Consider the following 26,939-nt stretch of genomic DNA (forward strand, 5'->3'; position numbering starts at 1 on the left):
GGGAGTTACTCCTTGCCTTTGAAATCGGAGAGCTCTGATTGGTACCAGTCTCTTTCCATCGTTAAGAGCATGAATATCGTCCCGAATGTCATATAAACGATCGAAAACGCTACCGACTGCATTGAGTGAACACCCAGACGGACTTCTTCCGTAACGTACACTGCTAGCATTGAACTTGCTATTATTGCGATTACAATGTTAGTCCAGAAATTGAATGGTCTGTTAGGATTGTAGAACTCTCCTGGTTTTCCCATGTTGTTTATTGCGTTTTGAATCCGTAGAGAGGCACCACCTAACAGAGACTCCACTATCTCACAGACAGAATACGCGGTCGCTATGGCCGCAATTGACCTTGCAGCTATCAAAAGTGGAGATGGCTTATTTACTGGAAGTGGTACGATTAGTAAGTAAGATCCTACAATCGCACCTAATATAATCGCTACAAAGAATGAAGAAGTAGAAACAATCCCGTGAATGACTCGTAGAATGACTTCTCCCACTCTTCCTATATTGATATTTGGAATTCTCAACGGGATTGGGTCTAGTTCGTGGAAAAATATCCGTCTCAGGCTCGGTGTTAGCACCGCAATTCCGAGGAATATGATCTCGAGATCCTCGTACGTCAACATATATGCTATGATTCTAATCTTACCATAGATGAGTCTTACTTTCACATTTTGGAAATATCGTCTGCCACCCGTCATACGCCGAAACACAGGCTTTACCACCTATGACCGTAAGGAACAGCACGATGAGTTTCAGGTGTTCGCTCCTCGGTCACACCTACGGGGAGGCCGAAATCGAGCGCGAACGGGAGGAAGAGGGAACCGAAGTCGTCGTCACAGTGCGCGAGTTCCAGGAGTGCGAGCGCTGTGGCGAACGGCGCATCGTCACCGAGAACAAGGAGGTCACGGCCATCGAGGCGCCCGACACCGAACCGGAACCCGCCGGAGCGGCTGGTGGCGGAGCGGCCTCCGGCACGGGCCAGTCCGGCGTCGCCTCCGGCGGCGTCGGCGGAACCGGCAGCGCGACCGACGTCACGGAAGCGACCGCGCCGTCGGTCGACGACGAGTTCGAGCGCCCACAATCGGCCGAGGAGGACGACGCTATCATCCTGGACGACGACGGCGACGATGAGGACGACGGGAGCGACGCCGGCGGCGACGACGACCGTCAACCGGGCGAGTGGCCCGAGGCCGACTCGACCCACCCCGCGGAGGTCGACGGCGACGGCCCGACCCCGTGGCCCGACGTCGGCCAGGAGGACGAGGGCTTCGACGCAGAGGTCGGCGACGGCGCGAGCGCCGACGTGGAGTTCGGCGGCGGCCTCCAGCCCGAATCGGCTCCCGAGGTCGACGAGAACGAGGAGGTCGAGTTCGTCAACGCCGAGGGCGACACCCTGGCGGCCCGCGACGGGTCGACCGGTGGGTCGTCGACCGCCCGGCGCTCCCGACCCGAACTCTCGACGGGGTTCACCTCCAGCGGGAGCGTCCCGGCCCCCGACGGCCCCTCCGAGGAGGCCGAACCGGACGCCGAGTTCGTCTGCCCGAACTGCGGCCACAGCGCACCCGTCTCCGGGTCGTCGATGCGCGCGGGCGACATCTGCCCGGAGTGCCGAAAGGGCTACATCGCCCGGGAGTGAGAATGGCGCTCACCCGAGGTAAAACGGACGATTCAAGAGTAGGACCGACGCGAAAAGGGTATACATCATCCTCACCAACAGGCAGATTACCATGAAAGAGTACAAAATGCGCCGCGGCGAGCATCTCGAGGATCGCATCCCCGACATGAAGGCGAAGATCGAGGATTACTTCGGCGAAGTCTCGGGTACCGAGGAGCACGACGGCCACGAACTCTACGTGGTCGAAGACCCGGACAACCCCGTCTTCGACAAGATCATCGCCGGCGCCGCCCAGTACAGCGGTAAGAAGGACAAACTCGCGGTCCACTTCGAGGAGCGACCCGCCGAGGACGTCATCGCCGAGGGCAACGCCGACGCCGCCGCCGACGCCGTCAGCAAGAAGAACAATTTCCTGCTCGAAGCCACCGGCCGGGACGCGAAGGCCCGCCGGGACTCGATGAAGCGACAGGTCGAGGACGACGCCGACAAGCCCGACGGCGTCTCGTAACTCGCGTCCGTTTCGCTCGCCGCAGAGCGCCGCCCGTCCCCGGTATCTGCGGACTCCCCACGTTTTCTCGACGCGGAAATGGACACCGCTAACTCCCAGCGACGGCTACCGTCGCAGATGCACTATCGACTCGCAGACGACCTGCCGACGCCCGCCGAGTACGTCGCGCTCCGCGCGGCGGCCGGGATGGGCGAGCGAACCGAGACGGCCGCTCGTCGCGGCCTCCCGAACACGATATACGGCGTGACGGTCCGCGAAGCGGACGGCGCGGGCGACCCGACCGACCCGCCGGTGGGCATGGGCCGCCTCGTCGGCGACGACGGCTGTTTCTACCAGCTCGTGGACATCGCGGTCCACCCCGACCACCAGGGACGGGGCCTCGGTTCGCGGGTCGTGGAGGTCCTGATGGAGTACGTCGAGGAGAACGCGCCCGAGTCAGCCTACGTGAGCCTCATCGCCGACGTCGACGGCTTCTACGAGCGATTCGGATTCGAGGACACCGCGCCGGACTCGAAGGGGATGTACCTGTGCGTGGAGTGATCGAGCGTCGGCCTAGATGCCGAGCCACTCGTCGTTCCGGACCTGGTACCCGTTCGCCCGACAGAACTCCGCCGCTCGCCGGCGGACGTCCCGGGACCCCGGGAGCTTCTCCTTGTCGCGAATTCGTTCGACGACCCAGTCCGTGACGACCTGAATCCCCTCGTCGTCGTCGTCGGCGTCGATCGATTCGAGTTCTCGGAGCGTCTTCTCGTAGGCCTCGCGCTGCGACCCGCGGAGATCGGCGTCCTGGAGCGTCTCGCTCGCTTCCACGATTCGCTTCATGGCCGCGGCGATCGTCGGCCGCTGTACCCGCAATCGGACGGCAGCGGGAGAGTCGAACGTCTCCTCGTCCGTGTCCGGGACGAGTTCCTCGACGGTGTAACTCCCGTCGACCGATTCGACCTCGCTGTCGCCGACCGCCTCGACGACCTCGGTTCCCGTCGCCGGAAACGCCAGCGAATCGAGTTCCGCCTCGAAGTCGGCGAGTTCGGCCGCTTCGACCGGCGGTTCCGTCTCGTCCCCGCGTTCCAGTTCGTCGGCGATGGCGCGCTCCTGTCGGCGCCGCTCGGCGTCGTGGGCTTGCTTGTCTCGGCCCCGCTTGTCGTCTGCCATCCTCGAACGTAGGCTCTCCAACCGGATAGCCCTGTGGTCGGTGAGGCGTATACGACTCTCGCGCGCGTTCGCCGTTTCGACTGCCGTCGCAGTCGAGGGATTTCGACGGGACCGAAAGAAGAGACGGAACGGTCGGCCGCTCAGCGCCCGAGTTTCTCGCGGCTCACGCCGACGCCGGTCGGCGTGACGATGATCTGGTCGTCGCCCTTCTGGACGATGTCGCCGTCGACCTCGCGGGCGACCTGCTGGAGTTCGTTGGTGATGCGCTCGACGGTGGTGTCCTCGGTTCGCAGGCGCGTGATGTCGGCGACCACGAGGTCGCCGTCGTAGACGGCGTCCTTGATGGCGATCATGTCCTGTTGTCCTTTGATCTCGGCGATGTGGACCTGCATCGCAGCGCCGTCGGCCGCCGTGTCGAAGTCGTCGAGGTTGAGTTCGACGTAGTCCTCGGCGGTGTTGGAGTCCCGCTCGCCGAGGATTTTGCTCATAAAGCCCATAGACACATGGCCCCGGTGTAGCAGTATAGTTCTTACGTCAGACGGGCCGGAAGACCGACCTTTTTCTCGGCGCGAGGCGTGCGTTCGGGCGTGACCTTTAGCATCTGCGTCCGCGAGGAGTACGAGGACGAGAACGGCGACGACCAGACGCGCTTCGGCGTGGCGGTGACCACCCGCCTGCCGGGCGTCGGGACGCTCTGTCCCCACGTCGGCGAGCGCGGCGCGATAGCGACCCAGAGTCTCACCAACGTCGAACTCGGCCGGAAGGGCATCGAGTACCTGGAGGACGGCCTCGCCATCGAGGACGCCCTCGAAGCCCTGCTGAACGCCGACGACGGCGCGCCCCAGCGCCAACTCCACGGCGTCGACGCCGAAGGGACCTTCGCGTTCTCCGGCGAGGAGTGCATGGACTGGTACGGCCACGAGGAGCGCGAGACGTTCACCGTCGCGGGCAACCTCCTCGTCGGCGAGTCGGTCGTCGAGGCGACCGCCGACACCTACGCCGCGGGCGCGCCGGACTCCGGCGCGCCCGCCGACGACGCGGACGCACCGCTCGCCGAGCGACTCGTCGACGCGCTCGAAGCGGGCCACGCCGAGGGCGGCGACAAACGCGAGGACCTCCGGGTCCAGAGCGCGGCCCTGCTGGTGGCGACCACCGAGGACCGCGAGATGGAGCCGTACTACAACGACCTCCGGGTCGACGCGACCGAGACGCCGATAGCGGACCTCCGGGAAACCTACGAACTGGCGAAGGAGGGCTTCGAGGCGGCGGTCGAACGCTACGGCGACGTCTACGAGGACGACGACCTGGACGCGGTCGACGGCGAGGGGTCGGAAGTCGAGTCGGTCGACGCCGGCGAGTCCGCCGGCGTCGACGACCCTCGCGCGGACGCCGAGGAGTGACCCGCGAATCGGTCGCCGCGCCCTCGTTCTGGACGACGCGGCGGGTCCGCCTGGCCGGGACGGCCGGACTCGTCGGCGGCGTCGGCTGGGCGCTTCTGGCGGCGGTTTCGTACGCCGCCGGCGCGAACGTGTTCACACCGACGACCCGCTCGTACGCTGTCCTCGACGCGCTCACGCCGCTGGCGCTCCTGCTCGCGACGGTCGCCGTCGCGGCGTATCGCGCCCGAACTGAGCCGCGGTGGAACCGCCTCGCCGCGGTCGGATTCGTCGCCCTCCTCGTCGGCCTCGCGGGCGCGACCGTCGGAACGGCTGCATCCGCGCTCGGCGCCGTCGCGGGGCCCGAAGGCTGGACGCTCTCGCTCGTGGGGTGGGAGGTTTCGGCGTTCGCGTACCTCCTCGCGTTGCTCGGCGCGGCGGCGTTCGGCGTCGGGCTCCTCCAGGGCGAGGTGCCGCCCCGCGTCGCGGCCGTCTCGCTCGCGGGCGCGCTGCCGGTCGGGGCCCTCGTCTCGCTCGGCCTCGGCGTCGCGGTGGGCGACGAGGCGGTCGTGCCGGTCGGCCCGGCGCTGCTGCTCGGCGCGGGCGTCGCGGCGCTCGGTCGGTTTCTCCGGACCGGGCGAGAAATCGAGAAGTGACGGAGCTCAGACCACGAACTGGTAGAGTTCGTCGCCGACGTGGTGGAGCGACTCGACGACCTTCCCCTCGCTGCCCACCATGTCGTCGCCTGACGTCTTCGCGCGGCCGATGGCAAGCACCTTGCCGTGGGACTCCTCGGCGATGGCGACCAGGTCGCCGGCTTCGATGTCCTCGTCGGCTTCCGTGATGCCGGGTCGCATCACGTCGGCGCCGTCGCTGACGAACGACACCGCGCCCGCGTCGACGGTGACGACGTGGGTCTGGGGCGAGTAGTCGTTCGCGCCGCTGACGGTCAGGAACGGTTCGTCGTCCACGTAGAGGACCGCCGGGTCGCCGTTCACCAGCACGAGGTCGAACTCCGAGTCCTCCAGTTCGACCAGTTCGTAGGTGTCGGCGTCCAGTTCGACGCCGAGGCCCTCGTCGAGCGCCTCCTCGATTTCGCGCACCTCGTCGCTCCGGAGGTGGTGGCGAGACTTTACCTTCATACCTCTACGTGGGGCGCTTCGCGGCTTAATACCCCCGCCTTCGGGGCGGGGATAAGCGTAAGAACCCGCCCGACATACTGCCACGTATGAAGGCAAAGCGGGAGTACCGGGACCGCGAGACGGTCGAGGTTGCGGTGCTGGACGCCCTCGTCGACCGGGGCGAGGAAGGGATGACCGTCTTCGAGATTCGGTCCCAGGTCGACGCCGACATCGACGAACTCGAAACCGCGCTCGGCGGTCTCAAGGACGACGGCCTCATCCACGCCAACAGCAAGGACCAGCGGACCCTCATCACTCCCGACGACCGCGTCGTCCCCGACCCCGACGAGGAACCCGAAGAGCCCTCGTTCGTCGACCGCATCATCGAACGCCTGCCGCTTTGAGCGGGTGGTCTTTCGTTTCTCCCTCGACGGGAACGTTCTCTTTCGGAGCGATTCGCTAAAACCGCGACTGTCACTGCAATCGGGACCGCTACTGCAACTGCGACCGCCACTCGCACGATACAACTGAGTACCGCGCCGCCGCACCGCAACCGCAGACCACGCACCTCCCCAGCCGACTCCGTCGCGCCCTCCGGGCGCTCAGTCGTCCCTCGCGCGAGATGGTCGCGCCACGAGGGCGCGACCGCGCGCGCCGTGCCGGATGTGAAGATGCGCGAACCTAATTTTTGGTAACGGCGCGCGCCGGCGTCCTCGTGAGCGAAGCGAACGGGGGCCCGTGGGAGCGAAGCTCCCACGGCGCGGCTTCATGCCGCGCCGAACCGCGCGAGGGATGAGCGAACGAGCGTCAGCGAGTGAGGGAATCGGCTGGGGAGGCGTGTGGTTGCGGTGCGGTACTCATTTGGACCGTGTTAGCTTGCGGTTTCGTTGTCGTCGCGTTACGGTAGTTCTCGGAATTGGGCTGGTCTACGGTCGCGTCGCGGTCGCAGTCACACTGTTTCTGGTCGCATAGCACCACGACTCTTGACCACCGAAATTCTATAGAGCGATTCCAACCGTTTAATCCCGCTCGGCCACCAATAACGCGACATGACCGTCATCGAGGACCAGCAGTCGGACCTCGGCGCGACGTGGACCGAGGTCGGCGGCCGCCGAATCCCCGCCCACTACGGACGCCCGGAGCGGACCCACCGCGCGGTCCGGAACGTGGTTGGCGTCACCGAGATGCCCTACGGCGTGATGGTCGTCCGCGGCGACGACCGAGTGGAGTACGTCGACAACGTCGTCTCGAACGCCGTCCCCGCGACCGACGGCGAAGGGACCTACGCCCTCCTGCTCGACCCGCAGGGCCGGGTCGAGTTGGACATGTACGTCTACAACGCCGGCGAGCAACTCCTGCTGTTCGTCCCGCCCGGCCGCGCCGAGGACCTCGCCGCGGAGTGGCGCGAGAAGGTGTTCGTCCAGGACGTCGAAATCGACGCCGCGAGCGACGACTTCGCCGTCTTCGGCGTCCACGGCCCGAAGTCGACCGAGAAGATAGCCAGCGTGCTCAACGCCGCCGGCGCGCCCGACGGCCACCTCACCTTCGAGCGCGGCCGGATGGCCGAAATCGGCGTCACCGTGATTCAAACCGACGCGCCGGCCGGCGAGGAGGGGTACGAGGTGGTCTGTACGACCGGAACGACCGAAACCGAGACCGGCGAGACGAGCAACGCCGAGCGCGTCTTCGACACCCTGCTCAACCACGGACTGAACGCCGCGCCGTTCGGCCGCGACACCTGGGAGACGCTCACCCTCGAAGCCGGGACGCCGCTGTTCGACGCCGAACTCGCGGGCCGGATTCCGAACGCGCTCGGACTCCGCAACGCGCTGGACTTCGAGAAAGGCTGTTACGTCGGCCAGGAGGTCGTCTCCCGCGTCGAGAACCGCGGCCGGCCGAGCGAGCGCCTGGTCGGTCTGCGCACCGAGGCGCTCCCCGAGTCCGACGCGGCCGTCTTCGTGGACGACGAGGCGGTCGGCGAGGTCACCCGCGCGGCCGAGAGTCCCTCGCTCGACGAACCCGTCGCCTTTGCGTTCGTGGACTTCGAAGTCGGCGAGCGCGCCGACCAGGGAGCGGGAAGCGACGGCGAGGGGGACGACGCGCCGCTGACGGTCCGCGTCGGCGGCGAGGAGGTTCCCGCCGAAGTCGAACCGCTCCCGTTCGTCGAGGGGAGCGACCGCTCGGCGCGACTGCCGACCTACTGACCTGCGGGCCCGCACTTCGGCGGTCGTGACCGCCGAAGTGCGGACTTACGGCTCAGTTGTCCTCGATGGCGTCGACGACCATCGCGGCCGCGACCACGGCCTCCCTCCCGACGTCCAGTTCGTCGGCCAGTCGGACGACGTAGGTGTCCCGGAGCGAGAACTGCCCGTCGATGGTTCCCACCTGCCGGCCGTCGACCGTTATCACGTAGGAGTGGGGCAACAGGTCGAAGAGTTCGCTGACGTGGCGCAGCAGCGAAACCAGTTTGCTCTTCGAGGCGATCTCGGCGTACACCGTGCCGGAGTCGGGGTCCCGGAGCGTCCACTTGTCGTGGAGCAGGGTGAAGTTGCGGTCGAGCACGACCGCCGGTTCGCCGGTCCCCTCGTCGATCAGCGTGTAGTTGCCCGCGACATCGAGGACGCCGCTGGCCTTCACGGTGAACGCGGGGTCGCCGTTCGCGTCGGCGAACGGGAACTCCTCCTTGAGTTTGAACCGCTTCTGGCGGCCCTGGAGGACGAGGTTCCCGTCGCCGTCGTAGGCCTTGTACTTGTTCCGAACGAGCGACTGGACGACCTCGTACTCGTCGTCCGTGAGGTCGATGGTCGAGAGGGAGTCGTCGGTCACGGTCGCCGGTTGTTCGTTTCGGGTTATATACTTTCGCGCCGTGTAACGGTCGATGTCGTTCGGTCGAAGCGATTCGACTCCGTCATCGGGCGAGGTGAGCAGTTTCCGCTCTCCATCGGGAACCAGCACTCCGAGGCCGCTCGGTTCGCGATACGAAATCGGTGGTTCTATCCGTCAATTTCATCACGTGTCTCTTCCACCCTCGAAGCATGTCCGATGCCGTTCGCCGTCGACTCGATGCGCTCCTCCTACTTTGTTCGGCGCTTCTCGGAATCGTCGTCACGTACCTGTTCCTAAGCCCGAATGTGACGATTGCGTTCTTCGGTTACGCAGTCCTACCGACGGCGCTCATCTTTGTCGGCGTATCGTGGTACGTGCAGAAGTAACGCCGCGTAGTCGAACACTAGCTGTAACGGGAGGTCGGTAACTCACCGAGGCGAGCGGGCGGGCGTTTCGACGATGCCGACGCTTCCGAAAGCCCTCGGCCGGCCGCGGTCACTCGCTGGCGTACTCGCGGGCCGCCACGGTGACGAGCGTCTTCGTGAACCCGAGGACGATGGGGCCGACGAAGATACCCATGACCCCGAACACCGCGAGGCCGCCGAAGATGCCGAGGATGAGGATGGCGGGGTTGAGGTTCGCGCTCCGGCCGCCGAGCACCGGGCGGAGGTAGTTGTCCGAGAGGTTCACCAGCCCGAACCCGTAGACGAGCAGCGCCGTGCCGGCGACCGGCCTGCCGGTCGCCAGCAGGTAGAACCCCGCGGGACCCCAGATGAACATCGACCCGACGAACGGGAGCACGCCCAGCACCACCGATACGACCGTCCAGAACACGACGTTCGAGAAGCCCAGCACGGCCAGCGCGAGCCCCGTGAGCACCGCCTGGACCACGGCGATGACGAACGTCGTGATCAGCACCGCGTAGGTGAGGCGGTCGAGGTCGGCGATCAGTTCCTCCTGTACGTTTCGGGGCAGCGGCGTCACCTGGCGGAACCACGCCACCGACCGCTCGCCGCCGACGAGCAGGTAGTAGAGCACGAAGCCGAAGATCGTGAACCCGATGAAGACCTTCGAGACGCCGCCGACCAGCCCGGAGGCCTCCTGGAGGATCCGACCGACACCCGACTGGACGACGCTGGCCAGCTCCTGGAGCCCCTGGTCGACGTACTCCAGCGGGTCGACCCCGAACGTCTCGATGACGAACCGGCGCAGCGACTCCAGCTCCGCGCCGAGTTCGTCGACTTCGAGGCTCTCTATCGCGGCGAGCGCCTGCGTGACTACCACCCGGAGCAGCAGCGCCAGCGGCAGCACGAACAGGACCGTGGCCGCGACCATCAGGAACACGGCCGACTTCCGTCGGCCGATTCGCGGCGCGAGCCGACGCTGGGCGGGGTAGAGCGCGTACGCGATCAGCACCGCGAGCGCGACGTAGGTGAAGAAGGGCCGGACGACGAGCCACGACACGAACAGCGCGACCCCCACGAGGACGGCGAGAAACGCCCGCTCGTCGTTCATGGCGACTGGTACGACGACTGGGCGGAAAAGCGGTACGGCGGAAAGTGACGGGCCGGAGGGTGGCGAATCGGAAAGGCGGGTCGGCGGGACGCGGCCGGCCGCGTCCCGCCGACCTACCCTGGCCGCGGTTCACCGAGTACGGTTCACTCGGGCGCGCCGGTTTCGAAGGCGGTGACGGTCGCATCCGACAGCGCCTCCGGCGAGAACAGGGTGATGACGTCGCCCGCCTCGACGAGCGTGTCGCCCTTCGGCGTGAGTATCTCGTCGCCGCGCTCGATGCTGATGACCAGCGTCTCGTCGTCGAGGATGCCCGAGTCGTTGGCCTCCTTGAGGGTCTTGCCGGTGATGGCGGCCTCCTCGGAGACGGTGAACTCGATGACCTCCGCGCCGCCCGCGAGGCTCTGGACGTCGGCCAGCGACGGGCGCGGCCGGTCTTTGTCGGGGCTGAACGGATGGTAGGGGTGGAACAGTTCGTCCCGGACGATGTCCTCGCGTTCGAGTTCCAGACCGCGGCTCGACAGCTCCTGGGTGACCCGCGTGATGTCGTCGGTGTCGGTTCCGACCGCCGTGACGATGACGTTCTCGCGGCCGGACATCAGTTCCCGGACGTTCACCACGCCCGAAATCTCGAGTACCTCCTGGGCGAGTCGGTGGCGGTCTGCCACCGGCGCGGTGCAGGTGAACTGGTTGACGACGCGGCTGTCGGTCTGCTCGTAGTCGATGTCGGCGTGGTACCCCTCGATGATGCCCTCCTCCTCCATCTGGCGGATTCGGTGCCGAATCGTGGCCGGGGTGACGTCGACCTCCTCGGCGATGGTCGGGGCCGTCGTGTTCCGCGCGTCGGCGACGAGATGATACAGAATTCGCTTGTCGATCTCGTCGATGCGATAGCTCATACTCGGCTCTTAGCTCGGTATTCATAAAAATCCAGGCAGTCGGGACCGCACGTCGTCCCCGAGAAATCGCCCGACGCCCACCGATATAGTCAGTAAAACGATTGGATTTTCGAAAGGGGAAAATCGTCTGGGGTAGATTCACTATACGTAAATATATAGCGGCATATTTATAATCTCCCGCGAATTCACGTGTTGATATGTCGCACGACGACGGCGGTTCGACCCCGTTCGAGCGGTTGACCTCGCACTTCGACGACGAGGACCTAGTCTGTCCCGACTGCGGGTACGAAGACGAGGGCGGCCACTGGAAGGCGGCGACGAGCGGCGACCACGTCCTGTATCGCCACCTCTGTCCGAGCTGCGGCACCGTCAGAAAGCGGACCTTCGAACTCGACGCCGACGTCCCGGAGCGGTCGAGCGACGGACGGTCGAGAAACGACGCGAAGTGACAGACGCGAAGTGATCGCCTCTCGGTCAGCTCTCGGAAGCCTCGCCGCCGGCGTCGTTCGTGTACACGCGGCCGAGAAACTCCCAGTGAAGCGACGACGAATCCACCCCGTCGAAGAGCGGCCGAATCCACACTTCGTGGAGGTACGGGCCGTGGGGACACTCCGGACAGCCCTCTGCGCACGGCTGGCGCTTGACGACCTCGGTGAAGCCGTCGCGTTCGCGTATCTCGACGATCTCCTCGCCCGGGCGCGCCTCGACCAATTCGGCCGGCGTCGGGGGCGACGGGAGCGACGACCGGGCGTAGTCGGCGACGGCTTCGAGCTGGGACGCGTCGAGTTCGTCGAGTCGGTCGGCGAGGTCGGCCGGAAGATTTGGCGGGCGAGTCCCGGCCGACCGGTCCGCGTCGTCGAAGTCGGTCGGCATGCCCGTCCTTTTGTCCCCGAACCACATATGATTTCGGATTCGAAAATACTATACTTGAATGCGTTTTCCATGCCTACATAGGTATGTATCTCATCATCGTCGGCGCGGGTGACATCGGTTCGCAGCTCCTCGAACTCACGACCCGGGAGCAACACGACGTCGTCGTCATCGAGCGCGACGAAACCGTGGCCGGCCAGACGGCCCGGGAGTTCGACTGCATGGTGTTGAACGCCGACGCGACGACGATGGACACGCTCGAAGAGGCCGGCGCTCGCCGCGCCGACGCCATCATCAGCACCACCGACTCCGACGCGACCAACGTGATGGTGATGTTGCTGGCCCAGGAACTGGAGATTCCCTCGCAGGTGTCGGTCGTCCACGACCCCGAACACATGGGCCTGTTCCGGCAACTGGGCGTCAACGTCTTGGAAAACCCCGAGAGCCTCATCGCCGAGTACCTCTACCGGGCGGTCCAGCGGCCCTCCATCAAGGACTTCATGCACCTCGCCGACGGCGCCGAGATATTCGAGATAACGGTCGCCGAGTCGGGGACGGTCGCGGGCCGGACGCTCGCGACCGCCAACGAAGAGGGCGTGCTCCCGGACGACGTGCTCGTCGTCGCCATCGAACGCGACCGGTCGGTGTTGCTCCCGCAGGGCGACACGGCCATCGAAGCCGGCGACCTCGTGACGCTGTTCTCCAAGCGCGGGTTCGCCCCCGACATCATCGAGGTGTTCGCCGGCGAACAAGTGGCGGCCGAGGCCTGAGTTCGGTCGCCGGGGGACGCCGGCGTCCCCCGGCGACCGGCATCCCGTCCGGCGTGCTGTGAGGCGCCCTTCACTTTCACTTCGGTTTCGGACCGAACCGACAGCGTTTCACACCCCAGGTCCCTACCACCGTCAGAATGAGCAAGGACTACATCGACGTCCGGGGGGCCGAAGAACACAATCTGAAGGACCTCGACATCTCCATCCCACGCGAGCAGTTCAACGTGGTGACGGGGCTGTCGGGGTCGGGGAAGTCCTCGCTCGCGTTCGACACCGTCTACGCCGAAGGCCAGCGCCGCTACATCGAGAGCCTGTCGGCCTACGCCCGCAACTTCCTCGGGCAGATGGACAAGCCGAAGGTCGAGAACGTCGAGGGCCTCTCGCCGGCCATCTCCATCGACCAGAAGAACGCGGCCAACAACCCCCGTTCGACGGTCGGTACCGTCACCGAACTCCACGACTACTTCCGCCTGCTGTACGCGCGCATCGGGACGCCCCACTGTCCCGAGTGCGGCCAGGAGGTCGGCGAGCAGAGCGCCCAGAACATGGTTCGCCGGGTGCTCGAACTCCCGGAGGGTACCCGGGCGAAGATCGCCGCGCCGGTCGTGCGCGACCAGAAGGGCGCGTTCGAGGACCTCTTCGACGACCTCGTCTCCGACGGCTACGGCCGGGTCGAGGTCGACGGCGAGGAGTTCGACCTCACGATGGACCGCCCCGAACTCGACAAGAACTACGACCACGACGTCGACGTCATCGTCGACCGGGTGAAGGTTTCGCCCGAGGCCCGCTCGCGCATCACCGACAGCGTCGAGACGGCTTTGGAGGAGGCCGACGGCGCGCTGAAGGTGATCCTGCCCGACCCGCCCGCCGACGCCGACATCGGCGGCGCGACCGCGCGTTCGACCGGCGACCTCGCCGGCGAGGACGACGACCGCCTCGTGGTGGAGTTCTCCGAGGACCTCGCCTGCACCCACTGTGGTATCGACTTCCGGGAGATAGAAACCCGGAGTTTCTCGTTCAACAGTCCCCACGGCGCCTGCCCGGAGTGTGAGGGTATCGGCGAAACCAAGGAGGTCGACGAGGACCTCGTGGTCGTCGACGAGAGCAAGCCGCTCAAGCACGTCTTCGAGCCCTGGAGCTACAACCGCACGTACTACCAGCGCCAGATAGACAACGTGGCGGACCACTTCGGCGTCAGCGTCGACACGCCGTTCGAGGACCTCGACGACGACGTCAAGGAGGCGTTCGTCTGGGGCACCGACAAGAAAGTGCACTTCGAGTGGCGGACCCGCAACGGCATCCGCGAGAAGGACGAGCGCTTCGAGGGCGTCGTCCCGAACCTCGAACGGCGCTACCTCGAAACCGACTCCGACAGCACCCGCGAGCACATCGAGGACTTCATGGCGGTGACCGAGTGTCCGGTCTGCGAGGGCACCCGGCTGAACGCCCAGAGCCGGTCGGTGTACGTCGACGGCACCTCCATCGCCGAGGTCAACGAACTGTCCATCGGCGACGCCCTGGAGCACTTCGAGGGACTTGAGGCGACGCTGAACGAGCGCGAAACCCACATCGCCGAGGAGATTTTCAAGGAGATTCGCGCCAGGCTGGGCTTCATGAAGGAAGTGGGCCTGGAGTACCTCACCCTCGACCGCGAGGCGTCGACGCTCTCGGGCGGCGAGAGCCAGCGCATCCGACTCGCCACGCAGATCGGGTCGGGCCTCGTCGGCGTGCTCTACGTGCTCGACGAACCGTCCATCGGCCTCCACCAGCGCGACAACGACCGCCTGCTCAACACGCTCAAGGAACTCCGCGACCTGGGGAACACGCTCCTCGTGGTAGAACACGACGAGGAGACGATGCGGCAGGCCGACAACGTCATCGACATGGGTCCCGGGCCGGGCAAGCGCGGCGGCGAGGTCGTCGTCCAGGGGACCACCGAGGAGATAAAGGACTGCGAGGAGTCGCTGACGGGCGACTACCTCGCGGGTCGCAAGGAGATTCCCGTCCCCGAGGAGCGCCGCGACAGCGACGAGCACATCACCGTGAAGGGCGCCCGCCAGCACAACCTGAATGACCTCGACGTCGACATCCCGGTCGGCCAGTTCACCGCCATCACGGGCGTCTCGGGGTCGGGCAAGTCGACCCTGATGCACGACGTGCTCTACAAGGGACTCGCCCGGGAGATGAACGACAACACCAGCGTCGACCCCGGCGACCACGATTCCATCGAGGGCATCGAGAACGTCGAGAAGGTCAGGCTCATCGACCAGTCGCCCATCGGCCGCACCCCGCGGTCGAACCCCGCGACCTACACCGGCGTCTTCGACTACATCCGCGAACTGTTCGCCGAGACCAAACTCGCCAAACAGCGGGGCTACGAGCGGGGTCGGTTCTCGTTCAACGTCAAGGGCGGTCGCTGCGAGGAGTGCGGCGGGCAGGGCACCGTGAAGATCGAGATGAACTTCCTCTCGGACGTCTACGTCCCCTGCGAAGAGTGCGGCGGGGCGCGCTACAACGACGAGACGCTGGACGTGACCTACAAGGACGCGACCATCGCCGACGTGCTCGACATGTCGGTCGAGGAAGCCTACGACTTCTTCGAGCACGACCAGCGCATCGCCCGCCGGCTGAAACTCCTGAAGGACGTCGGCCTCGACTACATGAACCTCGGCCAGCCCTCCACGACGCTGTCGGGCGGGGAGGCCCAGCGGGTGAAACTCGCCGAGGAACTCGGCAAGAAGGACACCGGCGACACGCTCTACCTGCTCGACGAACCGACGACCGGCCTCCACAGCGCCGACGAGCGAAAGCTCATCGAGGTGCTCCAGCGGCTCACCGACCAGGGCAACACCGTCGTCGTCATCGAACACGAACTCGACCTCGTGAAGAACGCCGACAACGTCCTCGACCTCGGACCCGAAGGCGGCGAGAACGGCGGCGAGGTCGTCGCTCAGGGTACGCCTGAGGAGGTCGCCCGCAACGAGGAGTCCCACACGGGACGGTACCTCCGCGACATGCTCCCGGCGGTCGACCTCGAGGGGCCGCGAGCCGACAGGAAGGTCGCGCCGGCGACGGACGATTAAAATTCCGAGCTTTTCGCCGGTCGGAATTCTAGTACGTTCGGACTAACTCCGGTAATTGTTCCATTACCTCAAATAATTGTAGAATTCATTACAATTGTCGCCGGCTAAGTACTGGATAACAAAGTGTGGTCCGGGAGAAATTGGCTTACCGTGTCGAGACGGGTGGCGGCGGCGTTAGAACGACAAGTGATTGAGCGATTTCGGTAGTATGAGCTCGGCTGACAACACACCGGAGCAGGAAACACTGTCCGAAGATCTAATCTTCGACGTGCTTAAAAACCGGCGACGACGGTACACGCTGCATTACCTCAAGCAGCAGGACCGGCCGGTCGAGCTGAGCGAACTCGCAGAGCAGGTGGCGGCGTGGGAGAACGACACGACGGTGGAGGGGCTGTCGGCCAACGAGCGCAAATCGGTCTACACCTCGTTGTACCAGACGCACCTTCCGAAGCTCGCCGATGCGGGAATCGTCGAGTACAACCAGAATCGGGGGGTCGTCGAGCTTTCGGGAAACGCGGCCCAGCTCGAGGGGTACTTACGTCCGCAGAACGATTTTCCGTGGATACGGTACTACCTCGCGTTGGCGGTCGTGAGTGCGGTTCTCGTGCTCGGAGACTTCCTCGACCTACCGCCGTTTACGGCGATTCCGGACGAAATCTGGGGCGTCCTCATCGTGGCGGCCTTCGCGCTCTCCGCGCTTGCGCACTACCTGCAACGACGGCGAGGCACTCGGCGGGAACGTCCGCCCACGGTCGAGGAGTGACCGCTCGGGCGAGGAAGTAATGGGGAGCTAACCGAATCGAAAGGCCGAATTTATCGGGCGTGCGGGTCGTCGCGATAGCGACGATCGGCTCGCGACCGGGCGACCGCTTCTGACGACCGGACGGCGGCGTCCGGCGTAATCGACCGCCCGAGAGCGGTGCATACTTGGGCGCCAGGGTCATACGACCCATCGATGTACGATTTCGTCGTGGTGGGTGCGGGTCCGGCGGGGTCGCGTTTCTCGCGGCGCGCCGCGGCGGCGGGCTACGACGTGCTCGCGCTCGAACGGGGCGAGGTCGGCAGACCCCTCGCGTGTTCGGGCCACGTCAGCACCGACCTCTGGCAGTTCACGCCCGCGGGCGCTCGCGAGGACCTCCTCCAGAACGAGGTGTACGGCGCGCGCTTCCACGTCGGCGGTCCGGGGAGCGACGACTACCCCTTCTACAAGCGCGAGGTCGTCTCGAACGTCATCGACCGGGTCGGCCTCGACAGATGCCTCGCCGAGGCCGCCCGCGAGGCGGGCGCCGACCTCCGGGAGAACCACAGCGTCTCCGCGGTCGAGGAGTACCCCGACTGGGTCGAGGTCACCGCGACCGGCCCCGACGGCACCGAGACGTTCGAGGCGAGGATGGTCGCGGGTTGCGACGGTCCCGTATCCCGCGTCCGGTCCGAACTCGGCCTGCCCGAACCGGGCGAGAAACTCCAGGGCGTGCTGGCGTTCTCCGAGGAGGACGACCCCGGCGACTTCGTCGACGTCCACCTCACGGCGCCGCGCTTCTTCGCCTGGCGCATCCCCCGGGGCGACTCGGGCGTCGAGTACGGCCTCGCCGCGCCGCCGGGGTCGGACCCCTCCGCGAAGGACCTCTTCGACGAGTTCACCGCGGGTTACGACGTCGAAACCAGCCACTTCTGCGCCGGGATGATTCCGGTCGGACCCGCCGACTCGGTGACGAGTCGGCGGGGGTTCCTGCTGGGCGACGCGGCCGCCCAGACCAAGCCGTTCACCGGCGGCGGCATCCTCTACGGGATGACCGCCGCCGACCACGCCGCCCGCGAGATAGACCCCGACGACCCCGCGACCTTGGGAGACTACGAACGGGCGTGGCGCGACGACCTGCGCACCGAGATCGAACTCGGTCACTGGATTCGGAAGGCCTACTCGCTACCCGAACCGGTTCAGAAGGTCGGCCTCGGGGCGTTCTCGGGCGAGATCGGCGTCCACATGGACAAGCCGACCTCGTTCTTCTCGGTCGAGCATCTGAAGAAGATGCTGAAGGGGTCGTGACTCGACGCCGCGGTGGCGTCCCTCGCTCCAACGCGTCCGAACGACCACCGGAATTCGAGTCCGTCAGCGGACAGGTACATCCGGAGAACTTTTAACTACTTCGTCAGAACAGCGGTCGCATGGACGTCTCCGACGTGTCGTCGACGCAGCGTTTCGCCGCCGGAATCGTACTGGTCGTGGTCGCACCGATGCTCGGACAGCCGAATCTCGGACTCCTCACCCGAATCGCGGGAATCGGAACCTTCCTCGGCATCGGACTGCTCGGCGCCGCGCTGGAACCGCCGATGACGAGGGCGCTCGGTGCCGACGAGTGGAGCGACCTCTCGACGGCCAAACAGGTCCCCGTGTTGTTCGTCCTCGCGATAGCCGCGCTCGTGCTCTGGTTCGGCGTCGGAGTTCTCGAAGGCGTCGTCGCGAGCGCGATGTAGCGTCGGCTCCTGCGCTCACACCGTCTCGGGAAGCCACCCGCCGTCTATCTCGATGTTCTCGCCGCTGATGTAGCCGCTTTCGTCGTCCAGGAAGAACAGCATCGCCTGCTCGACGTCGCCGAAGCCGGCCGGTCGACCCCGCGGAAGGTCGTCGGGGAACTCGTCTGAGTTCTCCACCACGTAGGGCGAGACGGCGTTCACGGTGATTCCGTCGTGCTGGGTGTCGTTGGCCAGCATCCGGGTGAACATCAGCACGCCCGCCTTCGCGATGAAGTACGGCGCGTTCTTCGGGTTGACGAGGCCCTTCTCGGAACTGGCGTAGCCGACGTTGACGATGCGGCCCCACTCCTGGTCGCGCATCCCCGGCAGGGCGCGCTTGCAACAGAGGTAGGTGCCGTTGACGTTCGCCTGGATGACGGTGTTCCACTGCTCGTAGGGAATCTCCTCCCAGTGGCGGGGCGCGAACGGGCCGACGTTGTTCACCAGCACGTCGACGGTGCCCAGTTCGTCCTCCACCGCGTCGAACATCGCGTCCACGTCGTCGGGGTCGGTCACGTCCCCCTGCACGGTCGCGGCCGCAGGCGCGCCGCGCTCGCGAGCCGCCTCGGCGACCGATTTGGCGGCGTCGGCGCTCGACCGGTAGTGGACCGCCACGCTCGCGCCGCGCTCGGCGAGCGAGAACAGCAACTCGCGGCCGACGCCCTTCGCGCTCCCGGTCACCAGCGCCACTCGTTCGTCGAGGTCGGGTCGTATCACGTCCGGACGTTCGACCCGCGGGCACAAGGCTGTTGATGACGGCGTTTCTTCGGCGGAGAGTAAACGGCCCCACACGCTTAATATCCCGGCCGAAAACCTTCCTGTATGGCTCTGGATACGATACTGCTCGCGGTCGGGCCCGGCGACGCCGAGCGCACGGACGCGCTCGCGAAGGCCGCCATCGACGTGGCCGGACCGTCGGGGGCGACGGTCGTACTGGCCCACGTGTTCACGCAGGACGAGTTCGACGACGTGGTCGACCGCCTCGCGTACGACCCGACCGGCGAGATTGACCCAGACGAGGTGGCCGCCCGCCACGCCACCATCAAGGAACTGACCAACGCGCTCTCGTCGGCGGGCGTCGACTACCGAGTCCGCGGCGCGGTCGGCCCCCACGGCCAGAGCATCGTCGACATCGCCAACGACGTTTCGGCCGACCGCGTGCTCGTCGGCGGACGCACACGCTCGCCCACCGGCAAGGCCGTCTTCGGTAGCACCGCCCAGGAAGTGATGCTATCGGCGCCCTGCCCGGTGACGTTCGTCCGGAGCGACTGAGTCGCGGGCCGCCGACCGTCGATTTCCGACGACGACCGCGACTCCTCTTTCGACCGTCATCTCCGTGCCTTTCGGTACCATACTCGTCGCCGAGTAAATGCTTGTAGTTAAGTGCGCAGGGAGCATCATCCCCGGCGTGAATGGCGTACTACGCGGGCGTTGACCTCGGCGCGACGAACGTGCGAGCGGCGGTCGCCGACGACCAGGGGGACGTCGTGAGCGTCCACCGGATGAACACGCCGCAGGGGCCGACCGGCATCGCGGTCACGGAGGCCGTGCTGGAGTGCCTCCGCGAGGCGAGCGCCGACGCCGACGTCGACCCCACGCGAATTCGAGCGGCCGGCATCGGCTCCATCGGCCCGCTCGACCTGGCGGCGGGTGCAATCGACAACCCGGCGAACCTCCCCGACACCGTGGACCGCATCCCGCTGACGGGGCCCGTCGGCGAACTCATCGACTCCGACCGCGTCTACCTCCACAACGACACGGTCGCCGGCGTCATCGGCGAGCGCTTCAACAGCGACCGTAACCCCGACGACATGGTGTATCTCACCATCTCGTCGGGCATCGGCGCGGGCGTCTGCGTCGATGGCGAGGTGCTGGCGGGGTGGGACGGCAACGCGGGCGAGGTCGGCCACATGGTCGTCGACCCACACGGCCGGCGCACCTGCGGGTGCGGCCGCGAGGGCCACTGGGAGGCGTACTGCTCGGGCAACAACATCCCGAAGTACGCGAAACTCCTCGCCGAGGACGACCCGGGCCTCGACACCGAACTCCCGCTCGACGACCCCGACTTCGACGCGGTGGACGTCTTCTCCCACGCGGGCGAGGACGAGTTCGCCGACCACGTGGTCGAACAACTGGTCCACTGGAACACCCTCGGCGTGACCAACATCGTCCAGGCCTACGCGCCGCTGGTCATCTACATCGGCGGCGCGGTCGCGCTGAACAACGAGGAACTCGTCGTCGACCCCGTCCGCGAACGCCTCCAACAGCAGGTGTTCAACAACGTCCCGGACGTCCAACTGACGACGCTCGGCGACGACGTGGTGCTGGAGGGCGCCATCGCCAGCGCGCTGACCGAGGGGACCGGCGACCGCTCGCGCCTCGCCAGATAGTGCTCGGCGACCCGGGACCGCCTCTCGCCGGGGCCGGACCTGCGCCTTCGGCGACAGCTTCCGAACCGTTCGCATCCTGCCGACGCCAACCCATTTATCAGTCTCCGAACCGTCGTAGCGTCCATGCACCGGCGCGAGTTTCTAGGGGGTGTCGCCGGAGCGACCGTGGTCGCTTCCGCCGGAATCGAAACCGCCGCGGGCCACGCCGGCCCGTACCGACCGCTCGGAAGCGTCGACATCGCCAACGCCAAGGAGGCGGTCCCCGACCCGAAGGGCGGCTACGCCTACGTCGCCACGACCGACGGGTTCGCCGTCGTCGACCTCGCGATTCCGAGCGAACCGCAGGTCGTCGCCGAGCGGACCGGCATCATGGGCGAGCGCGAAACCGGCCCGCTCCGGGACATCTACGACGTGAAGGTCGAGGGCGACCGCCTCGTGGCGGCCGGCCCGGCGAACCCGATTCAGGGCGACGTTCTGCAGGGGTTCGCACTGTTCGACGTGAGCGACCCGAAGAACCCGAAGCGGGTCGGCTTCCACGAGACGACCTACCCCATCCACAACTGCTTCATCCGGGACAAGAAGGTCTACCTCACCGGCAACCACGCCAGTTCGCGCCCCAACGGCGGGACGAAGAACGCGAACCCGCTGGTCATCGTCGACGTGAGCGGCGACGACCCGACCGAGATCGCGCGCTGGTCGCTGCTCAGCCGCGACAAACGGTGGGGGAAGGTACCCTCGGGCATCCGAACCATCCACGACGTGTGGGTCGGCGGCGGCCGGGCCTACCTCGCCCACTGGGACGCCGGGACGTACATCCTCGACGTGAGCGACCCGAAGAACCCGACGTACGTCACTCGCCTCGGGGGCCGACCCATCGACGAACTGCTCTCGGTACCCAAGGACGCGGTCCGGGCCCACGTCCTCCGGCCGCCGGGCAACGCCCACTACGCGATGCCCAACGACGACGGAAGCCTGGTGGGGGTCAACAAGGAGGCTTGGGAGGCCGAGGGGAAGGGCGGCCCAGGCGGGCTGGACCTCTGGGACGTCTCGAACCCGAAGAACCCGAAGAAGCTCTCGACCATCGACGCGCCGCCGTCGCCCGACCCCCAGATAGGCGGAACCTGGACCACCTCGCACAACTTCGACATCGTCGGCGAGCGCCTGTTCACCTCGTGGTACCAGGGCGGCGTGAAGGTACACGACATCAGCGACCCGGCGAATCCGAAGCGGTTGACGTGGTGGCGCCAGCCCCAGGAGGCGTCGTTCTGGACGGCCAAGCGGGTCAAGCCGCGGTTCTTCATCGCCAGTAGCTACGGCCGGCGGAACAACGGCCGGGGCGGCCTCTACGTCTTTCCGAACCACGCCGGCCAGCAGAAGGACGCTCCGCCGCTGACGACGACGGGAACCGGGAACGGAACCGGCACCGGGTCGAACGCCTCGAGCGGGTCGGCCACGACGAAGGTGGCGCTCTCGGACGACCAGACCACGACCCGGGCTACTACCGAGAGTTCCGGCGGTTCGGGCGGCGTTCCCGGGTTCGGGATTCCGGCGACGCTCGCGGCGCTTCTGGGCGCGGGCGCGTGGCGGAAGTTCCGGAAGTGACGCTTCGGCGGACTTGAACCGGGTTTCGGCAGACCGTCCTACCGATTGGCGCGCGCTGGCGCGACCTCGTGTCGCGCCTTCTCCGTGCGAGGGATGACCGAAGGAGCGAAGCGACTGAGGGAATCGGCTGGGGAGGCGTGTGGCGGTGGCGGTGCTGTTTCACTTGGTTCGTGCGAGTGGCGGTCTGCGGTGCGGTTGGCGGCCGCGGTCGCGGTGCAGTCTCTTTCAGCCATCGTGCAAGTCGTCGAACACGAGCCCGTTCACGGAACCACAGCGTTCGCGCTCGTCCGTAATGAGGAATCGTGCAGAAAACCCCGACGATACACGCTCACGCCTCCGTCTCGGCCGAGAAAAACCCAAAGTCCTACCATCCCGAGGCCCCTAGCCACTCCCAATGAGCGAATCCGACGACTCCCTGCAGGCCCGGGTCGAGCGCTGGCTCACCGGCCAGATGCCCATCATCAGCATGCACGGCGGCGAGAGCGCCGTCCAGAAGGCCGACCCCGACACCGGCGAGGTCGTCGTGGAACTCGGCGGGGCGTGCTCCGGTTGCGCCATCAGCCCCCGGACCGCCCAGAACATCAAACTCGACCTCGTGAAGGACTTCGAGGAGGTCGAGGACGTGACGGTGCGAGTCGCCGACGACGGCACGGGCGACTGGGACATCGACCAACCCGAGAGCGTCATGGGCATCGACCGCAACGAGGGCGGCCGCGGGGGCCGCGGCGAGGGGTCGCCGAACAGCGATTTCTTCTAGCCCACCTTTTTACTGCGTCGGGTCGCCGAGCAGGCCTCTGGCCTGCTCGGCGACCGCTCCTTGCAAAAAGCTGGACCAAAAAGGGACACGCGAGAGAGCCGAGTCGCCGCGGCGACTCGGCTCTCTTGCATCTTCGGACTGCTGGTGCGCGCGCCTTCGGCGCGCTGATGTGCTCCTTGCTTGATTATCGCAATTGGGGACAACGCAACCGGCGAAAAATCGGGGGAGTCGGCCTCGGTGTCGTGACACTCGGCCGAGACGGTCGTTCGCGGCGCGGCGGACCCGTCACCGCGGTACGTCTCAAACGTGTTCGAGGAGCCACGGTGCTCCGGCCGCGAGGAGCGCACCGAGGAGCATATATCGGTACGCGCTGTCGGGGAGGAGTTTCTCTCCCACGTCTCGAGGGCTGTTCGACCGCCGGCATAAGCTTTCGGGCACTCGCGCTACTGTAGAGCGTTCTCGACGCTCGCGGCGACGCTCCGGGCCTGCTCTGCCAGCGGTTCGGAGACGTCGCCGGTCGCCACCGCGTCGTCGAGTTCGTCGTCGTCGACCCGCTCGACGGTGCCGTCGGGGTGGCGCACCACGTCGACGTGGAGGTCGACGTAGCGCGCCGCGTCGGGGAACAACTCGACGGGCGTGCAGACGTTGACGTAGGTCCCCTTCGACTCGCCGTCGGCGCTCCGGTAGGCCGTGGGGTACCACCACCGGCCCTCGCGGAACTTCGTGATCGCCACGTCGCCCGACTCGCGTCGGGTGCCGAGCGCGTCGTAGGTGCCGCCGCCGCTCATCTCGCGGCGGACCGTCGCCTTCCCCGCCTCGGGGTCGAAGGCGGTGACCTCGCCGCGGCCGAGCGCGAAGCACCGGCCGTCGGGCTTGCCGTGGACGATCTTCAGCTTCCGGCCCTCCTCGGGGCCGAACTGCCGGAGCACCGCGCCGGTCGGGAAGTCGCCGCTCAGGTCGCAGAGGTCCTCGACGAAGTCGACGGCCGTGCTCGCGGAACTCCGGGCGGCCTTCACGCGGTGGTGGCCGGGCATGGTCGTCGTCAATTCCCGGCGGAGCGCGTCGAGTTCGAACCTCGACTCGCGGCCGAACCAGCACCAGTCGGTCGCTTCGGGCGCGACGAGGCGGCGGGGCAGGTCGCCCGAAGACGCGTCTTCGGGCGACGCCGGCGCGTCCGCCAGCGCGGCGTCGATTTCGGCGGCCGTCTCGGCGGCCCGCGAGAGCGCGCCGTCCATCGCGTCGACGCTCGCCTCCGCGGCGGCACGCTCCCAGCGGATGCCCCACCCGTCGGGCGCCTTGGTCGGGAGCATCTCGGTGGTCCGGGCCAGTTCCGTGCGGGTCGCGTCGTCGCCGGCGGCGACGACGCGGTCGATGCCCTTCGAGAGGCTGACGACCCCGCCGAACGCCTGGACGTCGGTGCCGAGCGAGGGCCGCCCGCTCACCCACGGCGGCGCGGGGTCGTGGACCTGCACGCGCACGCGGTCGCCCTCGTGGACCCGCCGGTCGACCTTTCCGAACGAGAGGTAGCCTTCGCGGTCGCCGAGGTCGACCACCGCGCCGCCGCCCAGCGTCTCGGTTATCTCGGCGTCGAACACCGCGCCGCGCGGGGCCGGGTCGGCCCATCGGAAGGTGTCCCGGCCGATGTCGGCCAGTTCGTCGGCGACGCGCTCGACCGCCTCGGTCGCCCCGGAGATCCCGACGCCCTGTCTGTCGTCGGTCGTCTCGACGGTCGCGTCGTACTCCCGTTCGGGGAACTCGGCGTCGAAGCGCCGTCGGATGGGCGGCGAGGCCTGTACCACCCGGAAATCTTCGCAGAATCGCTCGGTCAAGGCGGTGGTGTAGATGCCCCGAACGCGGACGCGGGGACCGGCGTCGCTCATAGCTCCTCGCGGGCGCTCGCGAAGCGCACCCGGTCGTGGACGGTCGGACCGAGGGTGAGTTCGACCGTCCCGTCGTCCAACGGTCGGCCGCCCTCGACGTAGACGCCCCAGGTGTCGAAGCGGAGCCACCCCCGGACGTCCTCGCTGTGGGTGAACAGGTCGGCGTACTCGACGGCGTGTTCGGGATACTCGTCGGCGCTGTGCGTCAAATCCATGTCGGAGTAGACGACGTCGTGCTCCTCGAAGAACGACTCGAGTCGGTCGGCGTCGCGGTCGGCCGCGTCGGCGGCCGCGTCGAGGGCCTCCCGCAGGGTTTCCTCGTCGACGCCCGCCTCGCGGAGCGCACGTCGGGTGCGAGGGTCGAGACTCATGTCCGAACGCTCGGCGACTGTCACCTTCGGTCTGGCGGTTCGGGGTCGCGGGGTCGGGCGGGTCCGTCGCGGGACGCGGGCGCGGCTACCGGTCCGGGCGACGCGCGAAAAAGCGGGGCGGGGCGTCCGTCTCGTTCGGTTCGGGCGACGAGTCCGGGTCAGTCGTCGGCGGGGACCTGGCCGGTCCAGTTGGCGTCGGTCGTGCCGAGCAGTTCCGGTTCGGCCGTCTCGTCGGCCTCGTCGGCTTCGGCTGTCGCTTCGTTCGGTGTTCGTTTCTCCTCTCGGTCGCCTGTCGGCGGCGCCGAGTACAGCATCCCCCTGCTCTGGCTTCGGTACTGCATCGTTATCCCAATCTGAGGCAGTTTCTCGTTGATAAAGTCGCCCCTACGAGTGTTTATGGTATATAATCACGATTAAGGTGTCATAGGTCCCGCCGGGGGTCAGATAATTATCGGAGCGGTCCTTACTGGTACCTGATGGAACGGGAACGCGACCCGGTCGAGGAAGGAGCGACGGACTCGGCCGACCTCTACGATATCGCGACGTGGGAGCGCAGAAGTCGGCTGGACGGATTCGCGAGCCGCGTCTACCGGGGCGTCCAGATCTCCGCGCGGGCCATCGTCATCGTGCTCGCGGTCCTCATCCTCCTCGCCCAGGTCGCGCTGACCGGCCTGGCTGTCGCGTTCAGTCGCCCGATAATCGGAGCGTTCGTCCTCCTGTCGGTCGTCCCGGCGTTCGCGCTGGCCGCCTACATCTGGTACGCCGACGTGACGACGAACGAACCGCTCACGCTGTTGGTCGGGACGTTCGTCCTCGGCGTGCTGTTCGCCGGGTTCGCGGCGATCATCAACACCCTCGCCGGCGCGGTGACGGCGATTCCGCTGGTCGGGATGGCGCTGTTCTTCTACTTCGTCGTGGCGCCGGTCGAGGAGACGGTCAAGTGGCTCGCGGTTCGACTCTACGCCTTCCGGAGCGACCGCTTCGACGCGGTCATCGACGGCGCGGTGTACGGCGCGATGGCGGGGCTGGGCTTCGCCACCATCGAGAACGCCATCTACATCACCCAGGGGCTGAGCGACACCGCCACCGTCGGCTCGCAGGCGGTCATCACCGCGGGCCAGACCGCCGCCGTGCGCCTGCTGGCCGGCCCGGGTCACGTCATCTACTCGGCGTTCGCGGGCTACTACCTCGGACTGGCGAAGTTCAACCGCGAGAACGCCGGTCCCATCGCGGTGAAGGGCCTGCTCATCGCGGCGTTCATCCACGCGACGTACAACACCGCGGTCACCTACCTCACCCCGGCGCTGGCCGTCCTGGAGGCCGCCTTCGACGTCGCGGTCGCGCCCGGCGTGGCGTTCATCGCCTTCATCCTCGTCTACGACGGCGTGTTCGGCTACCTGCTCTACCGCAAGATTTCGAAGTACAAGAAGGCCTACAAGCAGGTCAACATGAGCGAGAGCGTCACGTTCGAGGACTCCGAGCGGTTCCCCGACGCCGACGACTCTGCGACCGAGCGGGTCGACGCGCCCCACGGCTTCGAGTCGGCCGAGTCACCCGAGAACGCCCGGACCGTCGACGACTCCGAGGCGTCCGACGACCGCGCGACCGAATCCCGCCGCGACCGGTTCGACGACTGGGACTGAGTCGGTCCGACGCTACGTTTTCGTCTTCCACCGTCCGTTTCCTA

General features: G+C 66.8%; 31 protein-coding genes. 19 read left to right on the forward strand and 12 right to left on the reverse strand.

From position 1 onward, the window contains the following. Positions 1-5: 5 nt before the first annotated feature. Positions 6-704 (reverse strand): hypothetical protein, encoded by a 699-nt coding sequence (locus NGM07_RS15105; protein WP_253513032.1) that lies wholly within the window; start codon positions 702-704, stop codon positions 6-8. 47 nt (positions 705-751) lie between these two features. Here NGM07_RS15105 and NGM07_RS15110 point away from each other — a divergent pair, with 47 nt between their 5' ends. The 3 genes from NGM07_RS15110 to NGM07_RS15120 all read left to right on the forward strand — a co-directional run bounded on the left by NGM07_RS15110 (position 752) and on the right by NGM07_RS15120 (position 2,669). After that, positions 752-1,642 carry a DUF7093 family protein gene (locus NGM07_RS15110; RefSeq protein WP_253513033.1) on the forward strand — a complete coding sequence of 297 codons (891 nt, stop codon included), beginning with the start codon at positions 752-754 and terminating at the stop codon, positions 1,640-1,642. A gap of 91 nt (positions 1,643-1,733) precedes the next feature. Then, positions 1,734-2,129, forward strand: a complete 396-nt coding sequence (locus NGM07_RS15115; RefSeq protein ID WP_253513034.1) for a DUF5611 family protein — start codon at positions 1,734-1,736, stop codon at positions 2,127-2,129. Positions 2,130-2,246: 117 nt separating this feature from the next. After that, positions 2,247-2,669: a GNAT family N-acetyltransferase gene (locus tag NGM07_RS15120; RefSeq protein ID WP_253513036.1), complete on the forward strand. Its 423-nt coding sequence runs from the start codon at positions 2,247-2,249 to the stop codon at positions 2,667-2,669. 12 nt (positions 2,670-2,681) lie between these two features. Here NGM07_RS15120 and NGM07_RS15125 read toward each other — a convergent pair whose 3' ends face one another. Next, positions 2,682-3,281: a DUF5789 family protein gene (locus tag NGM07_RS15125; RefSeq protein WP_253513037.1), complete on the reverse strand. Its 600-nt coding sequence runs from the start codon at positions 3,279-3,281 to the stop codon at positions 2,682-2,684. A 140-nt stretch (positions 3,282-3,421) separates the two neighbouring features. Then, complete coding sequence (locus NGM07_RS15130) at positions 3,422-3,778, reverse strand: cell division protein SepF (protein WP_253513039.1); 357 nt, start codon at positions 3,776-3,778, stop codon at positions 3,422-3,424. 90 nt (positions 3,779-3,868) lie between these two features. Here NGM07_RS15130 and NGM07_RS15135 point away from each other — a divergent pair, with 90 nt between their 5' ends. Both NGM07_RS15135 and NGM07_RS15140 read left to right on the forward strand, forming a co-directional pair. Continuing rightward, complete coding sequence (locus NGM07_RS15135) at positions 3,869-4,681, forward strand: DUF1028 domain-containing protein (RefSeq protein WP_253513041.1); 813 nt, start codon at positions 3,869-3,871, stop codon at positions 4,679-4,681. Next, a complete protein-coding gene (locus NGM07_RS15140; RefSeq protein ID WP_253513043.1) occupies positions 4,678-5,313 on the forward strand; it encodes a hypothetical protein in 636 nt (211 codons plus the stop codon). Before NGM07_RS15135 ends, NGM07_RS15140 begins: the two co-directional genes overlap by 4 nt. Positions 5,314-5,319: 6 nt before the next feature. Here the strand turns inward: NGM07_RS15140 and NGM07_RS15145 are convergent, their stop codons facing one another. Then, positions 5,320-5,799: an RNA-binding protein gene (locus tag NGM07_RS15145; protein WP_253513044.1), complete on the reverse strand. Its 480-nt coding sequence runs from the start codon at positions 5,797-5,799 to the stop codon at positions 5,320-5,322. A gap of 86 nt (positions 5,800-5,885) precedes the next feature. Between NGM07_RS15145 and NGM07_RS15150 the strand changes: the two genes are divergently transcribed. After that, positions 5,886-6,182, forward strand: coding sequence for a DUF6432 family protein (locus NGM07_RS15150; RefSeq protein WP_253513046.1), 297 nt, complete (start codon positions 5,886-5,888; stop codon positions 6,180-6,182). A 645-nt stretch (positions 6,183-6,827) separates the two neighbouring features. Continuing rightward, on the forward strand, positions 6,828-7,982 hold the full coding sequence (gene ygfZ / locus NGM07_RS15155) for a CAF17-like 4Fe-4S cluster assembly/insertion protein YgfZ (RefSeq protein ID WP_253513048.1): 1,155 nt from the start codon (positions 6,828-6,830) through the stop codon (positions 7,980-7,982). Between the two features lie 52 nt (positions 7,983-8,034). On the opposite strand, the gene NGM07_RS15160 is transcribed toward ygfZ, so the two are convergent. After that, positions 8,035-8,604, reverse strand: a complete 570-nt coding sequence (locus tag NGM07_RS15160) for an LURP-one-related family protein (RefSeq protein WP_253513049.1) — start codon at positions 8,602-8,604, stop codon at positions 8,035-8,037. Positions 8,605-8,813: 209 nt separating this feature from the next. Between NGM07_RS15160 and NGM07_RS15165 the strand changes: the two genes are divergently transcribed. Further along, entirely contained in the window at positions 8,814-8,990 is a 177-nt protein-coding gene (locus NGM07_RS15165; RefSeq protein ID WP_253513051.1) for a hypothetical protein, read from the forward strand. A gap of 109 nt (positions 8,991-9,099) precedes the next feature. Here NGM07_RS15165 and NGM07_RS15170 read toward each other — a convergent pair whose 3' ends face one another. Both NGM07_RS15170 and NGM07_RS15175 read right to left on the reverse strand, forming a co-directional pair. Continuing rightward, complete coding sequence (locus tag NGM07_RS15170; protein WP_253513053.1) at positions 9,100-10,119, reverse strand: AI-2E family transporter; 1,020 nt, start codon at positions 10,117-10,119, stop codon at positions 9,100-9,102. Positions 10,120-10,262: 143 nt separating this feature from the next. Next, the gene (locus NGM07_RS15175) at positions 10,263-11,015 is read right to left on the reverse strand and encodes an Lrp/AsnC family transcriptional regulator (protein WP_253513054.1); all 753 of its coding nucleotides are present in this window, start codon (positions 11,013-11,015) and stop codon (positions 10,263-10,265) included. 197 nt (positions 11,016-11,212) lie between these two features. Between NGM07_RS15175 and NGM07_RS15180 the strand changes: the two genes are divergently transcribed. Beyond that, positions 11,213-11,464: an HVO_0649 family zinc finger protein gene (locus tag NGM07_RS15180; RefSeq protein ID WP_253513056.1), complete on the forward strand. Its 252-nt coding sequence runs from the start codon at positions 11,213-11,215 to the stop codon at positions 11,462-11,464. 25 nt (positions 11,465-11,489) lie between these two features. On the opposite strand, the gene NGM07_RS15185 is transcribed toward NGM07_RS15180, so the two are convergent. Continuing rightward, complete coding sequence (locus NGM07_RS15185) at positions 11,490-11,888, reverse strand: hypothetical protein (protein ID WP_253513058.1); 399 nt, start codon at positions 11,886-11,888, stop codon at positions 11,490-11,492. An 83-nt stretch (positions 11,889-11,971) separates the two neighbouring features. Here NGM07_RS15185 and NGM07_RS15190 point away from each other — a divergent pair, with 83 nt between their 5' ends. From NGM07_RS15190 to NGM07_RS15210, 5 genes are all read left to right on the forward strand, one after another. Continuing rightward, entirely contained in the window at positions 11,972-12,655 is a 684-nt protein-coding gene (locus NGM07_RS15190; RefSeq protein WP_253513060.1) for a potassium channel family protein, read from the forward strand. A gap of 137 nt (positions 12,656-12,792) precedes the next feature. Then, entirely contained in the window at positions 12,793-15,738 is a 2,946-nt protein-coding gene (gene uvrA / locus NGM07_RS15195; RefSeq protein ID WP_253513062.1) for an excinuclease ABC subunit UvrA, read from the forward strand. A gap of 190 nt (positions 15,739-15,928) precedes the next feature. Then, complete coding sequence (locus NGM07_RS15200) at positions 15,929-16,501, forward strand: DUF7344 domain-containing protein (protein ID WP_253513063.1); 573 nt, start codon at positions 15,929-15,931, stop codon at positions 16,499-16,501. A gap of 192 nt (positions 16,502-16,693) precedes the next feature. Then, positions 16,694-17,785, forward strand: a complete 1,092-nt coding sequence (locus NGM07_RS15205; RefSeq protein WP_253513065.1) for a geranylgeranyl reductase family protein — start codon at positions 16,694-16,696, stop codon at positions 17,783-17,785. A 119-nt stretch (positions 17,786-17,904) separates the two neighbouring features. Then, a complete protein-coding gene (locus NGM07_RS15210; RefSeq protein ID WP_253513067.1) occupies positions 17,905-18,213 on the forward strand; it encodes a hypothetical protein in 309 nt (102 codons plus the stop codon). Positions 18,214-18,228: 15 nt separating this feature from the next. Here the strand turns inward: NGM07_RS15210 and NGM07_RS15215 are convergent, their stop codons facing one another. Beyond that, complete coding sequence (locus tag NGM07_RS15215) at positions 18,229-18,969, reverse strand: SDR family NAD(P)-dependent oxidoreductase (RefSeq protein WP_253513069.1); 741 nt, start codon at positions 18,967-18,969, stop codon at positions 18,229-18,231. A 105-nt stretch (positions 18,970-19,074) separates the two neighbouring features. Here NGM07_RS15215 and NGM07_RS15220 point away from each other — a divergent pair, with 105 nt between their 5' ends. From NGM07_RS15220 to NGM07_RS15235, 4 genes are all read left to right on the forward strand, one after another. Further along, on the forward strand, positions 19,075-19,524 hold the full coding sequence (locus NGM07_RS15220; RefSeq protein WP_253513070.1) for a universal stress protein: 450 nt from the start codon (positions 19,075-19,077) through the stop codon (positions 19,522-19,524). A gap of 140 nt (positions 19,525-19,664) precedes the next feature. Then, positions 19,665-20,642, forward strand: a complete 978-nt coding sequence (locus NGM07_RS15225) for an ROK family protein (protein ID WP_253513072.1) — start codon at positions 19,665-19,667, stop codon at positions 20,640-20,642. Positions 20,643-20,765: 123 nt separating this feature from the next. Continuing rightward, a complete protein-coding gene (locus NGM07_RS15230) occupies positions 20,766-22,244 on the forward strand; it encodes an LVIVD repeat-containing protein (protein ID WP_253513074.1) in 1,479 nt (492 codons plus the stop codon). A 394-nt stretch (positions 22,245-22,638) separates the two neighbouring features. After that, positions 22,639-23,001 (forward strand): NifU family protein, encoded by a 363-nt coding sequence (locus NGM07_RS15235; RefSeq protein WP_253513076.1) that lies wholly within the window; start codon positions 22,639-22,641, stop codon positions 22,999-23,001. A gap of 443 nt (positions 23,002-23,444) precedes the next feature. Here NGM07_RS15235 and NGM07_RS15240 read toward each other — a convergent pair whose 3' ends face one another. The 3 genes from NGM07_RS15240 to NGM07_RS15250 all read right to left on the reverse strand — a co-directional run bounded on the left by NGM07_RS15240 (position 23,445) and on the right by NGM07_RS15250 (position 25,593). Then, entirely contained in the window at positions 23,445-24,881 is a 1,437-nt protein-coding gene (locus tag NGM07_RS15240; protein WP_253513078.1) for a ribonuclease FAU-1 family protein, read from the reverse strand. After that, the gene (locus NGM07_RS15245) at positions 24,878-25,252 is read right to left on the reverse strand and encodes a DUF7532 family protein (protein WP_253513080.1); all 375 of its coding nucleotides are present in this window, start codon (positions 25,250-25,252) and stop codon (positions 24,878-24,880) included. Before NGM07_RS15245 ends, NGM07_RS15240 begins: the two co-directional genes overlap by 4 nt. A gap of 158 nt (positions 25,253-25,410) precedes the next feature. Further along, the gene (locus NGM07_RS15250) at positions 25,411-25,593 is read right to left on the reverse strand and encodes a hypothetical protein (protein WP_253513082.1); all 183 of its coding nucleotides are present in this window, start codon (positions 25,591-25,593) and stop codon (positions 25,411-25,413) included. A gap of 135 nt (positions 25,594-25,728) precedes the next feature. On the opposite strand from NGM07_RS15250, the gene NGM07_RS15255 reads away from it, so the two are divergent. Next, positions 25,729-26,895 (forward strand): PrsW family intramembrane metalloprotease, encoded by a 1,167-nt coding sequence (locus tag NGM07_RS15255; protein ID WP_253513084.1) that lies wholly within the window; start codon positions 25,729-25,731, stop codon positions 26,893-26,895. Positions 26,896-26,939 lie beyond the last annotated feature (44 nt).

This window comes from Halorussus vallis (genome assembly GCF_024138165.1).
Classification (GTDB): Archaea; Halobacteriota; Halobacteria; order Halobacteriales; family Haladaptataceae; genus Halorussus; species Halorussus vallis.